Here is a 13,688-nt window from a genome sequence, read left to right on the forward strand (position 1 = left end):
CAGGCCCTGGCCGAGGCGACACCCGAATCGATCGGCACACTGGGCATCGTGCGGGCCCGGGTCGGCGCGATCCAGGCGCTGGCCCGCGCCGTGGCCGAGGGCCGCATCGATCTCTCGCCTGCCGCGCCGATGGCCGAAACCCTCGCCGCGCTGGGTGAACTGCCCGGCATCGGCCCGTGGACGACCGAGCTGGTCGCGCTGCGCGTGCTGGCCTGGCCCGACGCTTTTCCCGCCAGCGACATCGGCGTGTTGCGGGCACTCGGCGTGGCCAGCGCCGCCGAGGCCAGCGCCCGCGCCGAGGCCTGGCGGCCCTGGCGCTCTTACGCCGTGATGCAACTGTGGCAATCGCTGGTCGACGCACCGGCGCGTTTGCCGCGCACCGAAGAGGCTCTCGCATGAACACCACCCTGAACACCGTCGTCGTGGCCCAGGCCACGATCCCGACGCCGCTCGGCGCCATGCTGCTGGCAGCGACCGCCCACGGCCTGGCCGGCTGCTGGTTCACCGACCAGGCGCACCACCCGGGCGTGCTGGCCGCGCCAGTGCGCCCCGGCAACCACCATATCGCCCAGGCCGCGGACGAGCTCGACGCCTACTGGCAGGACGCCGCCGGCAGCCGCTTCCGCGTGCCGCTGGATCCGCAGGGCACCGCGTTCCAGCAGGCCGTGTGGCAGGCGCTGCTGGCGATCCCCGCCGGCTCGGCCACCAGCTACGGCGCGCTCGCCCGGCAACTCGGTCGGCCGCAGGCGATGCGCGCGGTCGGCGCGGCTGTCGGGCGCAACCCGCTGGGCATCATCGTGCCCTGCCACCGCGTGCTCGGCAGCGACGGCTCGCTGACCGGCTATGCCGGCGGCTTGCACCGCAAGACCGAGTTGTTGCAGCGCGAGGGCTTCGGCCGCCGCAGGCCGGGCGCCATGGCCGAGCGCGAGATGGTGGCCGCATGAAGGCGCGCGACACCTCCGAGCTGCTCGTGCTCGCCGCGATCTGGGGCGCGTCGTTTCTCTTCCTGCGCATGGGCGCGGGCGAGTTCGGCCCATTTGCGCTGGCCGGCCTGCGCGTGCTGGGCGCCTCGCTGTTCCTGCTGCCCATCCTCATGCAACGCGGCGAGTGGTCGGCGCTGCGCCGGCACTGGCGCGCGATCGCGCTCGTCGGCGTGGCGAACTCGGCCATCCCTTTCCTGTGCTTCAGCTACGCCGCGCTGGCGATCACGGGCGGCCTGTCCTCGATCTTCAACGCCACCACGCCGCTGTGGGGCGTGGTGATCGCCTGGTGGTGGCTGGGCGATCGCCCGACCGGCCACCGGCTGGCGGGCCTGGCGATCGGCTTCGCCGGCGTGCTCTGGCTGGCCTGGGACAAGGCCAGCTTCAAGCCCGACGCCAGCGGCGCCAGCAGCGGCTTGGCCGTGCTGGCTTGCCTGGCCGCCACGCTGATGTACGGCCTGGCCGCCAGCATGACCAAGCGCTGGTTGACCGGCGTGCCGCCGATGGCGCTGGCCACCGGCAGCCAGCTCTCGGCCGCCATCGTGCTGCTGCCGCTGATGTGGTGGCACTGGCCCGACGTGGCGCCGAGCGCGCGCGCCTGGGGTGCGGTGGTGGCACTGGCGCTGGTCTGCACCGGCGTGGCCTACGTGCTGTACTTCCGCCTGATCGCCCACATCGGGGCCACCAATGCGCTGAGCGTCACCTTCCTGATCCCGGCCTTCGCCATCGCCTGGGGCGGGCTGTTCCTCGGTGAATCGGTCAACCTGACGATGCTGGGCGCCTGTGCGGTCATCCTGGTCGGCACCTCGCTGGTCACCGGGCTGTGGCGGCCGCGCATCGGCCGCGGCGCGGCGGCCGATGCCGATCGCGCAGCGGGCTGACAATCCCAGCCCCATGGACATGCTGACGCCCGAATGGCTGCTGGGTTTCTGGTCGCGGCCGGCCATCGCCGTCAACGCGGTCGTCTTTCTGAACCTGCTGGGCGCCCTGGCGTTGGGCCTGATCGTCGGGTACGAGCGCTCGTACCACGGCCGCGCGGCCGGCATGCGCACCTACGGCATCGTCTGCATGGCCTCGGCCGCGCTCACGGTATTCGCCGGCTACCCGGGCTTCTGGTACGGCGGCCAAGGACCCGTGATCGGCGTGCTCGATCCAACGCGTGTCGTGCAAGGCATCGTGACCGGCGTCGGTTTCCTCGGCGCCGGCGTGATCATGAAAGAGGGCCTGAACATCAGCGGGCTGACCACCGCGGCGTCGATCTGGGCCTCGTGTGCGATCGGCGTGCTGGTCGGCATCGGCTTCTACGGCGCGGCGATCCTGCTCACCCTGCTGTCGGCAGCGCTGATGATGTGGGGCTCGCTCATCGAGAGCCGACTGCCCTCGCGCCACGCGATCGGCGTGCACCTGCACTTCGCGCCCGGGCACAAGCCGACGCAGGCCGCGGTGGCCGAGATGGCCGCAGCATGCGGCTATGAGCTGGCCACCGGCTCGATCACCATCAGCGGCGATGGCAGTCAGGCCGAGTGGCGCTTCGTCGCCGTGGCGTTGCGCCGGCAGCGTGCCGCCACGCTGCCGGAACTCGCCGAGCTGCTGAGTGGCCGACCCGAGATCGACCACTTCCAGCTTGCCCACGCGCGGAACTGACCGCAGCATGGGCCCCGACGGCGTTCACTTCGGCTGCTTGACGACCCGCAGGTAGGGCTTGACGGTCTTCCAGCCGGCCGGGAACAGCGTCTTCGCATCCGCGTCCGACACGGAGCCGGCGATGATCACGTCGTCGCCGTGCTTCCAGTTGGCCGGCGTGGCCACCTTGTGCGCGGCGGTCAGCTGCATCGAGTCGATCACCCGCAGCACCTCGTCGAAATTGCGGCCGGTGGTCATCGGATAGGTCAGCATCAGCTTGATCTTCTTGTCCGGCCCGATGATGAACAGCGAGCGCACCGTCTGGTTGGTGGCGGCGGTGCGGCCGGCGGCAGTGCCCGGCTCCTCGGCGGGCAGCATGTTGTAGAGCTTGGCGACCTTCAGATCGGTGTCGGCGATCATCGGGTACCTGACCGCGGCGCCCTGGGTTTCCTCGATGTCGTGCGACCAGCGCTCGTGGTCTTCGACCGGGTCGATCGACAGCCCGATCAGCTTGACGTTGCGGCGCTTGAACTCCGGCTCGATCTTGGCCATGTAGCCGAGCTCCGTGGTGCACACCGGGGTGAAATCCTTCGGGTGCGAGAACAGGATGGCCCACGAATCGCCGATCCACTGGTGGAAATCGATCGTGCCTTGGGTGGTTTGCGCCGTGAAGTTCGGCGCGGTGTCGTTGATGCGCAATGACATGGCAAATAGCCTCCGTGTCCTGAGGGGAACGATCCAGCTTGGGGCGAGGATCGTAGCGCTCCTGACGCCAGTGGGGTTATGCGGAAAGCGGCTGAGCATGTGCCGCTCGCGGCTTGATCTATGGCAAGCCCGGCCAGCGTGCCGGGTGCGAGCCTAGAGCCCTGCACAAGAGGCCCCGGCATGACGACACCTGACACCTTGCGAATCCTCCACGAAGAACACGCCGCGCTGGCGGCGATGCTGCGCTCGATCCTGTTGCTGCTGGCGCAGCACCGGCGCGAGGGCTCGCTGCCTGATTTCGCCGCGCTGCGCGCGATGCTGTTCTACGTCGACGAGTTTCCGGAGAAGCGCCACCATTACAAGGAATCGGCACTGCTGTTTCCGAAGCTGCGCCAGCGCACGCCGCTGGCCAACGAGTTGCTCGACCACCTCGACGGCGACCACGCCCAGGGCGAGCAGGCAGTGCGCGAGCTCGAGCACTCGTTGTTGGCGTTCGAGATGATGGGCGAGGCGCGTCGCGAGGCCTTCGAGCAGGCCGCGCAGCGCTACGTTGATTTCTACCTGACCCACATGCGCCACGAAGAGGAAGAGATCATCCCGCTGGCGCAGAAGTTGTTGACCCCCGAAGACTGGGCCGAGCTCGACAAGGCCTTCGGTGCGAACCGCGACCCGCTGACTGGCCACGAGCCCGAAGCCGAATACCGGGCGCTGTTCAGCCGCATCACCAATGCGGTGCCGGCGCCGATCGGCCTCGGCGCCCGGGCGACCACCGGCCGCTGAACGCCCTTCAGTTCGTCAAGGGCTGGGGCGTGTAGCCGGCCTCGCTGATCGCGGCCTCGAGCGCCTGCGCATCGGCTTGGCTCGGCTCGATCTGCACGAGGTGGCGGGCGAGGTCGATGTCGACCCGTGCTTGGGGGTCGGCAGCCCGGACGGCCTGGGTGATGGCGCCGACGCAGTGGCCGCAGGTCATGTCCTTGACTTCGAAGGCGATCATTCGATGCTCCTTGGGGTTGGCGGATAGCATACTGTCAGGCTTCCTACCGTGGGAAGGTCAAGCGCCGGGGTTGATCAACCTCAACGGGACGAAGGGTTTGCTCGCGGCGGCTTGACCTTGCCACGATGGGAAGCTTGATGATGGCGACAACGATCCCATCGAGGAGCCCTCTCCCATGACCGCCGGCACCGCATCGCTCGCCAAGCTCAACACCTTCCGGATCCCGGTCACCGGCATGACCTGCGCGTCGTGCGTGATGCGGGTCGAGAAGACGCTCAAGGCCGTGCCCGGCGTGGTCGAGGCCAGCGTCAACCTGGCGACCGAAGAGGCCACGGTGCACGCCGAGGCCTCGGTGGCGGCCGCCCCGCTGGCCGACGCCGTGCGAAGGGCCGGCTACGGTGTCACCACAAGGGAAACGGCGCTGCAGATCGGCGGCATGACCTGCGCCTCTTGCGTTGCCCGGGTCGAAAAGGCCTTGCTGAAGGTACCCGGCGTATCGGCCGCCTCGGTCAACCTGGCGACCGAGAGGGCCACCGTGCAGGCGCTGGCCACCGTGACGCTGGCCGCGCTGACGGCGGCGGTGGAGAAGGCCGGCTACACGGCCACCGAAGTCCGCGTGCAGCAGGCGCCGGCGACGCGGCGCCTGCCCGAGTGGTGGCCGGTGGCCTTCAGTGCCCTGCTGACGATTCCGCTTGTGCTGCCCATGCTGCTGCAGGCCGTCGGCATCGATTGGATGCTCGACGGCTGGTGGCAACTCGCGCTCGCCACGCCGGTTCAGTTCGGCGTCGGCTGGCGCTTCTACCGCGCAGGCTGGAATGCCGTGCGCGCCAGGACCGGCAACATGGACCTGCTGGTGGCGCTCGGCACCTCGGCGGCCTATGGGCTGTCGCTGTACCTGCTGCTGCGGCACGCGGGCCACGAAGGCATGACCCACCTCTACTTCGAGGCCTCGGCCGCCGTGATCACCCTGGTGCTGCTCGGCAAGTGGCTCGAGGCGCGCGCCAAGCGGCAGACGACCGATGCGATCCGTGCACTGAATGCACTGCGCCCGTCGATCGCGCGCGTGCGGCGCGACGGTGCCGAGATCGAGCTGCCGGTCGAGCAGGTGGTGCTGGGCGACGTCGTCATCGTGCGACCGGGCGACCGCGTGCCGGTGGATGGCCGCATTCTCGAGGGCCGCAGCCACGTCGACGAATCGCTGATCACCGGCGAAAGCCTGCCGGTGGCCAAGGCCACGGGGGACAAGGTGACCGGCGGCGCGATCAACAAGGAAGGTGCGCTGACGGTCGAGACCAGCGCTGTCGGCGCCGAGACGACGCTGGCGCGCATCATCCGCCTGGTCGAATCGGCGCAAGCGGCCAAGGCACCGATCCAGCGCATGGTCGACCGGGTCAGCGCGGTCTTCGTGCCGGTCGTGCTGGGCGTCGCACTCGTGACCTTCCTGGCCTGGCTCGGCATCGCCGGCGACGCCGAGCGCGCACTGATCAACGCGGTCGCGGTCCTGGTCATCGCCTGCCCCTGCGCGCTGGGCCTGGCGACGCCGACAGCCATCATGGCCGGCACCGGTGTCGCGGCGCAGCACGGCATCCTGATCAAGGACGTGCAGGCCCTGGAGCTCGCGCACTCGGTGACCGTGGTCGCGCTCGACAAGACCGGCACGCTGACCGAAGGCAAGCCGGCGCTGGCCGCCCTGCTGCCGGCGCCCGGCGAGGCGCGCGACGAGGTATTGCGCCTGGCTGCCGCGCTGCAGCAGGCCAGCGAGCACCCGCTCGCTCGCGCGGTGATGGATGCATTGAACGGCGCACGCCTGAGCGCCCCCGAGGCTCGCGACACCAAGGCCCTGCCCGGCCGCGGGCTCGAGGCCGTCGTGCATGGCCGCACGCTGTCGCTGGGCAGCGGGCGCTTGCTCGCCGAGTTGGGCGCCGGGCCCGGCGCGCTGGCCACCGAGGCCCGCCGCTTCGAAAGCGAGGGCCGAACCGTCTCGTGGCTGGTCGAGCAGCAACCCGAGGGTGCGCGAACGCTGGCCCTGCTGGCCTTCGGCGACACGATCAAGCCGACCGCGGCGCGCGCGGTCGCCCGGCTGCGCGAGCTCGGCATCCACACGGTGATGCTGACCGGCGACAACGAAGGCAGCGCGCGCGCCGTGGCGGCCGAACTCGGCATCGACGAAGTGCGCGCCAACGTGCTGCCGGGCGATAAGGCCGCGGCGGTGCAGGCGCTGCGCGCCGGCGGTCCCGGCGGTCATCGGGTCGTGGCGATGGTGGGCGATGGCATCAACGACGCGCCGGCGCTGGCTGCCGCCGACGTCGGCATCGCGATGTCCACCGGCACCGACGTGGCGATGGAAACCGCCGGCGTCACGCTGATGCGCGGCGACCCACGGCTCATTGCCGACGCCATCGACGTCTCGCGCCAGACCTACGCGAAGATCAAGCAGAACCTGTGGTGGGCCTTCGGCTACAACGTGCTGGGCATCCCGCTGGCGGCGCTCGGCCTGCTGAACCCGATGGTCGCGGGTGCGGCGATGGCCTTCAGCAGCGTGAGCGTGGTCACCAACGCGTTGACGCTGCGGCGCTGGCGCTCGCTGGAAGAACGCCAGGTCGCGGCCGCCTCGGTGAGCGCCAAGAAGATCCACCAGCCCGCCACCACCTGAGGAGCGCAGCGCCGTGACGTTCATGAACATCGGCGAGGCCGCAAAGGTTTCCGGCGTGTCGGCCAAGATGATCCGCCACTACGAGAGCGTCGGTCTGTTCCCCGAGGCGCAACGCACGGAAGCCGGCTACCGGCAGTACACCGACAAGGAGATCGCGACGCTGCGCTTCATCCGCCATTCACGAGACCTCGGTTTCTCGATCGAGCAGATCCGCGAGCTGCTCGGCCTGTGGCAGAACCGCCGCCGCCCCAGCCGCCAGGTGAAGGCCCTCGCGCAGGCGCACTTGCACGAGCTCGACCAGAAGCTGCAGGAGCTGCAGGCGATGAAGGCCACGCTCGAGCATCTGGTGCACTGCTGCCACGGCGACGATCGGCCGGATTGCCCGATCATCGACGCGATCGTCGAGGGCCAGTGACCCCGGCGGGTACTCCGAAGAAAGCGCAACAGCGCGGTACGTCGGTGGCCCTCAAGCCGGCCAACATGGAACTGGATGGTGTGCCGCCAGCGACAATCAACGCCATGCAACGCCACGAGGCCATTTCCCGCGATCAAGGCAGTGGTGGAACGAATGACATTCCCATGGTTCCCTCGCCCAAGCATCCCTACGTTGACATTCCCCCCCGCTCGCATTGGATGCGTTCGGTTGCCCACCGTGACCCGCTGCAGATCGAGGACTGGTACCAGCCGCGCTTTCGCATCACGGACCAGGCCATTGCGACGGCGGGCAGTTGCTTTGCGCAGCACATCGGCCGCCGCGTGCGAGAGGCGGGTTTTCGCTTCATCGACGCAGAGCCCGCACCCGGCTTCATCGTGAACGGAGCCACGCGGCTGGAGTACGGCTACGGCATGTATTCCGCGCGCTACGGCAACGTCTACACGCCGCGGCAGCTGTGGCAGCTGATCGAGCGCGCGTTCGGCCGTTTCAAGCCGAAGGACGACCACTGGATCTGGCGCGATGGCGTGGTCGACCCGTTCCGCCCCACGATCGAGCCCGAGCCCTTCTCGTCCGTCGATGAGTTGCGCCGCTCGCGCAGCCACCACCTTGCGATGGTGCGCGAGGTCTTCGAGACGGTCGACCTCTTCGTGTTCACGCTCGGCCTCACCGAGTGCTTTGGCTCGCGTCACGACGGCGCCGTGTACCCCGTCGCGCCTGGTGTGAACGGCGGAACCTGGGACCCGGCGGCCGTGGCGTTCCACAACTTCAGGCCGGAGGAGGTGCTGGCGGACATGCGGTCCTTCCTGACGGCGCTTCGCGCCCTTCGGCCCCACCTGCAAGTGCTCGTCACGGTCTCGCCGGTGCCGCTGATGGCCACGGCCAGCGGCGAGCATGTCGCGGTCGCGACGATGCGTTCCAAATCGACGCTGCGTGCGGCGGCGTCGGCCCTGACCGACGAGTTTGCGTGGGTCGACTATTTCCCGTCCTACGAGATCATCGCTTCGCCCGCCATGCAGGGGCGCTTCTTCGAGACCGACATGCGCAGCGTCAGTGCCGCTGGCGTTGACCATGTGATGCGCGAGTTCTTCCGGGTGAATCCCCCGCCCGCCGCCACACAGAAGGCGGTGCAGGCCGAGGTCGCTGACGATGAGGCCATCGCCTGCGACGAGGAGTTGATGCGCACCTTCGGGGACCGGCGATGAAGGTCGTCATCATCGGCGATTCGCACACGGCACAGCTGCACCGAGGCATCCAGGCGCTGCAGGCCGAGGACGCACCCGCGCTGCACGGCCAGGAGTGGATCGTCCGCCCGCTGGGCGGAGGTCACCTGTTGCCCTTCCCCTTCTTCCGGGCCCGCGCCGACCACATCGCAATCACCCAGCCGGAGTACCGCAAGAATATCCATCGCCTGCCGCTGAAGAGCCACCCGGACGCGCGATGGCATGGCGTCAGCGGCGCACTGCACACCGCGCGGGTGTTCCGCCACGCGGATTGGGCGCGACACGCCTTGCCCGGCATGGACGGCCCCGGCATCCCCGTCAGTGGCAGCCTGCTCGGCCGACTGGTGGACGACGACCAGCGCCACGTGATGGCGCTGCTGATCGCAATGCAGTCACTGGGCATGAACCCCTTTGTGATTGAAGGCCCGCGGCCCTTCCGACATCACCCCGCGATTCCGACGGTCGGGGCACACAGGGTGATCGCCATCGACAGCTTCTTCCGCGAGCGCATGAAGGGCTGGCTCGCTGCCAAGCGCATTCCTGTGGCCGAGCTGCCGCAGGACGTCTTCGACGAAGACGGCTTCATGCGCGACGAGCTGCGCAACCGCCTCGACGACCCGCATCACGGCAACGCGGCATTCGGACGACGGATGATCCTCGAGGCCGCGAGAGTGATCGCTACCGCCGACGCCCGCTGAGCGATCCGATCACTTGCGGGACTGGGCTCCTGCCGGTTTCGAGGACACCTTGTCAAGGTTCTCTAGCTGGGGAAATTGAGCGGGGCGCCCGTCGGATCAGCGGACGTACGAACGCACCTTGTTGTCACTTGCCTCGGGCGCGATCCGAAAGCCTTGGGATTCCAGGTTGGCCCAGAGCGCCGCGACCGTGTCCGCGCCGATGATCGTGGGGTGGTATTCGGCCACCACGGCCCGCACGCGTGGCGGCAGCACCTTGTTCAGTAGATCGCGTTCGCCACCCTCGATGTCCATCATCACGAAAGTCGCGGCCTTCCTGTCCAACTGCCTCAGGAAGTCGCGCTGCTCGACGACGATGGTCTTGCTGTTGCCGTAGTCGATTTGTCCGGAGGAAGCCCAGAAGGCCTTCGACACGTGGAATTTATGCTGGCCCTTGCCGGTGCCGAGCATGAAGTTGTAGACGTTTCCGCCGGTGCCGTTGACGGCCCAAGTCTTCTTTATCACGGGGATTAACTCGGGATTGGCCTCGAAGACATGGATGCGCGCCGGGTCGACAACGATGCGCCCCGCGAGCGTCGACATGAAGCCCAGGCCGCCCCCAAGTTCGAAGTAATGGTCTTCCGGCCGCAACAGCAGTTGGAGAGCCTTGGCCTCTGAGCCCTCGTAGCGACCGCTCGTGAGCGCTGCCTCGAGAGGTTGGTTGAGCGCCGCGCTATCGACCTCTAGGTGGATATCGCGCACGGTGAATTGACGTAAAGGCATGGGGGACGGTGAACAGTGAGGCCTAGACGGGCCCGAATTGGTCCGCGAATAGCTGCTGATGGCGCCTGCGAGCGTCGACGCTGTGTCCGCGGTCGCGCGGCTGACATCCTCGCGAAGTTCGTCCGCCGGTTCACAGGTTCGGTGACGAACACGTGGGGAACGAATTGGGGCCCTACGAAGAAGAACGGGTCAGCGCCTTGCAGCGCTAACCCGTTGAATTTGTTGGCGGAGTGGACGGGGCTCGAACCCGCGACCCCCGGCGTGACAGGCCGGTATTCTAACCAACTGAACTACCACTCCGCGTGGTGCTGAAGTTTGAGCCTCGCAGCTCCGGGCTTCAACCGCCCGTGCCGACCACCTTGGTTTGCACCATGGTGATTGGCGTCCCCTAGGGGATTCGAACCCCTGTTACAACCGTGAAAGGGTCGTGTCCTAGGCCTCTAGACGAAGGGGACCTGGATCCTTTTCATCACCCGACGACGCCACCTTGTTTGGTGGAGGTAAGCGGGATCGAACCGCTGACCTCTTGCATGCCATGCAAGCGCTCTCCCAGCTGAGCTATACCCCCTACTTACTGCAACGGCATCTATCGGTTGATATCTGCCGCTGCAATTCAGGTACGCCGTTGAGCGAAGACCAAGAGTATATACCGACTTTTAAGCGGTACGCAAGCGAGCGAGCACATCGTCGCGTGCAAACAGCGACAACACGGCGTCGATCGAGGGCGTCTGCGGGCGGCCGCAGACCAACACCCGCACGGGAACGGCCAGTTGCGGCATCTTCAGCTTGTGCTCGGCAATGGTGTCCTTGATCGCCTGCTGGATGGTCCCCTTGTCCCAGTCGATGGCCGCCAGCCGATCACGCAAGGATTCGAGAGCGGGCTTGACCGCGTCGGTCACATGCGCGGTGATGTCTTCCGCCTTCGGCGCGACCGGCACGAAGTACATCTCGATCCAGTCGGCCAGCTCGACGGTCGTGCTGCAGCGGTCCTTGAACAGCGCGCACATCGGCGCCAGCGCGGCCTCGTCCGCCACCGCCACGCCGCGGCTGCGCAGCTGCTGCGCCGCAAGCTTCGCCAGCCGTGCATCGTCGGCCTGCTTCATGTACTGCGCGTTGACCCAGGCGAGCTTGGCCGGGTCCCACTGCGCCGGGCTCTTGCTCAGGTGCGAGCCGTCGAACCACGCGACCATCTGCTCGCGCGTGAACAACTCGTCGTCGCCGTGGCTCCAGCCCAGGCGCGCGAGGTAGTTCAGCATCGCCTCGGGCAGGTAGCCGCCCTCCTCGTAGGCCGTCACGCTGACCGCGCCGCGGCGCTTCGAGAGCTTCAGCCCGTCCTCGCCGAGGATCACTGGGCAGTGGCCGAACAGCGGCAGCGGCGCGCCCAGCGCGCCGAACAGGTTGATCTGCCAGGGTGTGTTATTGACGTGCTCGTCACCGCGGAAGACATGGGTGATGCTCATGTCCCAGTCGTCGACGACGACGGCGAAGTTGTAGGTCGGGACACCGTCCGGACGCAGGATGATCAGGTCGTCGATTTCGCGGTTGGCGATCGTGATCGGCCCCTTGACGAGGTCGTCCCAGGTCACCTCGCCCTCGACCGGGTTCCTGAAGCGGACCGCCGGCTTCACGCCATCGGGCACGGGCGGCAGCGTCTTGCCGGGCTCGGGGCGCCAGGTGCCGTCGTAGCGGCGCTTCTCGCCACGCGCCTCCTGGCCGGCCTTCATCGCCTCCAGTTCCTCGGGCGTGCAGTAGCAGCGGTAGGCGGTACCCGCCGCGATCATCTGCTCGACGACGGCGTGGTAGCGCTGCAGCCGCTGCATCTGGTAGACCGGGCCCTCGTCGTAATCCAGGCCCAGCCAGTGCATCGACGCGATGATCTGGTCCACCGAGTCCTGCGTGGAGCGAGCGACGTCGGTGTCTTCGATGCGAAGCACGAACTGGCCGCCGTGATGGCGGGCATACGCCCAGGAGTACAGCGCGGTGCGCGCGGTGCCGAGGTGCAGGAAGCCGGTGGGTGATGGCGCGATGCGGGTGCGCACCGGGGTGGTCGGGGGCTGGCTCATGCAGTCAGGTCACTTCGAAAGGGGAGCAAGGCCGCGCAGCAGGTCGGCCTTCAGATCGTCGATGTCGTCCAGGCCCACCGCGACGCGGATCAGCCCCTGGCCGATGCCGGCCGCCTGGCGCTGCGCTTCGCTCAGGCGCCCGTGCGAGGTGGTGGCCGGGTGGCTGATCGTGGTCTTGGTGTCGCCGAGGTTGGTGGTGATCGAGCAGATGCTCGTCGCGTCGATCACCGAGAAGGCGTTGGCACGCAGGGCCGCTGCGCCCTCGCCGACCACGTCGAACGAGACCACCGCGGCACCGCTGCCCGATTGCTGCGCCATCGCCAGCGCATGCTGCGGGTGCGATTCGAGCCCCGGGTAGTAGACGCGGGCCACGCCGGCTTGTTCGGCCAGCCAGCGCGCGAGAGCAAGCGCGTTGTCGCTTTGCGCCCGCATGCGGATCGCGAGCGTCTCCATGCCCTTGAGCACGACCCAGGCGTTGAACGGCGACAGCGTCAGGCCGGCCGAGCGCATCACCGGCAGCAGCTTGCTCTGCAGCAGTTCCTCGGGGCCGCAGACGGCCCCGGCGATCACGCGACCCTGGCCGTCGAGGTACTTGGTGCCAGAGTGGATGACGAAGTCGGCGCCGAACTTCACCGGCTGCTGCAAGGCCGGCGAGCAGAAGCAGTTGTCGACGGCGAGCCAGGCGTCCGCCCCGTGCGCGATGTCGGCCAGCGCCGCGATGTCGCAGATCTCGGTCAGCGGGTTGGTCGGCGATTCGGCGAACAGCAGCTTGGTGTTGGCGCGCAATGCGCCGCGCCACTCGTCGACATCGGTCTGCGAGACGAAGGTCGACTCGACGCCGAACTTGCCCAGCACGTCCTGCAGCAGCTTGATCGTCGAGCCGAACACGCTTTGCGAGCAGATCACGTGGTCGCCGGCCTTCAGCAGGCCCATCACCAGCAGCATGATGGCCGACATGCCGCTGGCCGTGCCGATGCAGCCGCTGGTGCCTTCGAGCGCGGCCAGGCGGCGCTCCATCATCAGCACCGTCGGATTCGAGAAGCGGCTGTAGGTGAAGGCCTCTTCCTCGTCGGCAAAGCGGCGCGCGGCGGTGGCCGCATCGGGGTGCACGAAGCTGCTGGTCAGGTACAGCGCCTCGGAGTTCTCGCCCCATTGCGAAGGCGGCAGGCCCTCGCGCAGCGCCAGCGTGGCCAGCCGGGCATCCGTCGGAAGACCAACCCGCGGCAATCGTTTCTTGCTTTCTGCCATCACGCGTTCCCTTCACCGCTTTGCAGCGCCAGCCGGCTGCGCTCCGGCGCGTCTTCTTCGTCGGGTTGCGAGGCACGCTGCGCCTGCATCGCGTCGAAGTCGGCCGCCGAGACATCCCCGGTGATGTAGGTCCCGTCGAAGCACGACGCCTCGAAGCCGGCCAGGCGTGGGTTCAGCGCGCCGACGACGCGCTTCATCGCATCCACGTCCTGGTAGATCAGCGCATCGGCGCCGATGAACTCGCGGATCTCTTCCATGCTGCGGTTGTGCGCGATCAGCTCTTCCTTGGTCGGCATGTCGATGCCATAG

14 protein-coding genes, 3 tRNA genes and 1 pseudogene are annotated in these 13,688 nt (G+C 68.1%); 9 read left to right on the forward strand and 9 right to left on the reverse strand.

Annotated elements, in window-relative coordinates:
- The 4 genes from VJ693_RS03925 to VJ693_RS03940 form a co-directional block, all read left to right on the forward strand.
- Positions 1-399, forward strand: a 399-nt coding sequence (locus VJ693_RS03925; protein WP_414652221.1) for a DNA-3-methyladenine glycosylase family protein, incomplete at its 5' end; no start/stop codon positions are given.
- Positions 396-944 carry a methylated-DNA--[protein]-cysteine S-methyltransferase gene (locus VJ693_RS03930; RefSeq protein WP_324152161.1) on the forward strand — a complete coding sequence of 183 codons (549 nt, stop codon included), beginning with the start codon at positions 396-398 and terminating at the stop codon, positions 942-944. The genes VJ693_RS03925 and VJ693_RS03930, both read left to right, overlap by 4 nt.
- Entirely contained in the window at positions 941-1,861 is a 921-nt protein-coding gene (locus tag VJ693_RS03935; protein WP_324152162.1) for a DMT family transporter, read from the forward strand. Before VJ693_RS03930 ends, VJ693_RS03935 begins: the two co-directional genes overlap by 4 nt.
- Positions 1,862-1,874: 13 nt before the next feature.
- On the forward strand, positions 1,875-2,624 hold the full coding sequence (locus VJ693_RS03940) for an MgtC/SapB family protein (RefSeq protein ID WP_414652222.1): 750 nt from the start codon (positions 1,875-1,877) through the stop codon (positions 2,622-2,624).
- Between the two features lie 24 nt (positions 2,625-2,648).
- On the opposite strand, the gene VJ693_RS03945 is transcribed toward VJ693_RS03940, so the two are convergent.
- Entirely contained in the window at positions 2,649-3,308 is a 660-nt protein-coding gene (locus VJ693_RS03945; RefSeq protein ID WP_324152163.1) for a peroxiredoxin, read from the reverse strand.
- Positions 3,309-3,488: 180 nt separating this feature from the next.
- Between VJ693_RS03945 and VJ693_RS03950 the strand changes: the two genes are divergently transcribed.
- Positions 3,489-4,088 carry a hemerythrin domain-containing protein gene (locus VJ693_RS03950; protein WP_324152164.1) on the forward strand — a complete coding sequence of 200 codons (600 nt, stop codon included), beginning with the start codon at positions 3,489-3,491 and terminating at the stop codon, positions 4,086-4,088.
- 7 nt (positions 4,089-4,095) lie between these two features.
- On the opposite strand, the gene VJ693_RS03955 is transcribed toward VJ693_RS03950, so the two are convergent.
- A complete protein-coding gene (locus tag VJ693_RS03955; protein WP_324152165.1) occupies positions 4,096-4,302 on the reverse strand; it encodes a heavy-metal-associated domain-containing protein in 207 nt (68 codons plus the stop codon).
- A 175-nt stretch (positions 4,303-4,477) separates the two neighbouring features.
- On the opposite strand from VJ693_RS03955, the gene VJ693_RS03960 reads away from it, so the two are divergent.
- The 4 genes from VJ693_RS03960 (at position 4,478) to VJ693_RS03975 (ending at position 9,309) form a co-directional block, all read left to right on the forward strand.
- Positions 4,478-6,955, forward strand: a complete 2,478-nt coding sequence (locus VJ693_RS03960; RefSeq protein ID WP_324152166.1) for a heavy metal translocating P-type ATPase — start codon at positions 4,478-4,480, stop codon at positions 6,953-6,955.
- Between the two features lie 22 nt (positions 6,956-6,977).
- A complete protein-coding gene (gene cueR / locus VJ693_RS03965) occupies positions 6,978-7,370 on the forward strand; it encodes a Cu(I)-responsive transcriptional regulator (protein ID WP_324152173.1) in 393 nt (130 codons plus the stop codon).
- A 104-nt stretch (positions 7,371-7,474) separates the two neighbouring features.
- Positions 7,475-8,593 carry a GSCFA domain-containing protein gene (locus VJ693_RS03970; protein WP_324152167.1) on the forward strand — a complete coding sequence of 373 codons (1,119 nt, stop codon included), beginning with the start codon at positions 7,475-7,477 and terminating at the stop codon, positions 8,591-8,593.
- Positions 8,590-9,309: a hypothetical protein gene (locus tag VJ693_RS03975; protein WP_324152168.1), complete on the forward strand. Its 720-nt coding sequence runs from the start codon at positions 8,590-8,592 to the stop codon at positions 9,307-9,309. The genes VJ693_RS03970 and VJ693_RS03975 overlap by 4 nt, the downstream gene beginning before the upstream one ends.
- Positions 9,310-9,405: 96 nt before the next feature.
- Here VJ693_RS03975 and VJ693_RS03980 read toward each other — a convergent pair whose 3' ends face one another.
- The 7 genes and pseudogenes from VJ693_RS03980 to VJ693_RS04010 form a co-directional block, all read right to left on the reverse strand.
- Positions 9,406-10,047 carry an FkbM family methyltransferase gene (locus VJ693_RS03980; RefSeq protein ID WP_324152169.1) on the reverse strand — a complete coding sequence of 214 codons (642 nt, stop codon included), beginning with the start codon at positions 10,045-10,047 and terminating at the stop codon, positions 9,406-9,408.
- 244 nt (positions 10,048-10,291) lie between these two features.
- Positions 10,292-10,368, reverse strand: a tRNA-Asp gene (locus tag VJ693_RS03985).
- A 79-nt stretch (positions 10,369-10,447) separates the two neighbouring features.
- Positions 10,448-10,523, reverse strand: a tRNA-Glu gene (locus VJ693_RS03990).
- Between the two features lie 37 nt (positions 10,524-10,560).
- Positions 10,561-10,636, reverse strand: a tRNA-Ala gene (locus tag VJ693_RS03995).
- Positions 10,637-10,724: 88 nt separating this feature from the next.
- Positions 10,725-12,131 (reverse strand): glutamate--tRNA ligase, encoded by a 1,407-nt coding sequence (gene gltX / locus VJ693_RS04000; protein ID WP_324152170.1) that lies wholly within the window; start codon positions 12,129-12,131, stop codon positions 10,725-10,727.
- Positions 12,132-12,140: 9 nt separating this feature from the next.
- Positions 12,141-13,379 carry an O-succinylhomoserine sulfhydrylase gene (locus VJ693_RS04005; protein ID WP_324152171.1) on the reverse strand — a complete coding sequence of 413 codons (1,239 nt, stop codon included), beginning with the start codon at positions 13,377-13,379 and terminating at the stop codon, positions 12,141-12,143.
- Positions 13,379-13,688, reverse strand: a pseudogene (locus tag VJ693_RS04010) (amidophosphoribosyltransferase); the annotation flags it as partial. The gene VJ693_RS04005 and the pseudogene VJ693_RS04010, both read right to left, overlap by 1 nt.

Source organism: Ideonella sp. (genome assembly GCF_035254525.1).
GTDB lineage: Bacteria > Pseudomonadota > Gammaproteobacteria > Burkholderiales > Burkholderiaceae_C > Ideonella.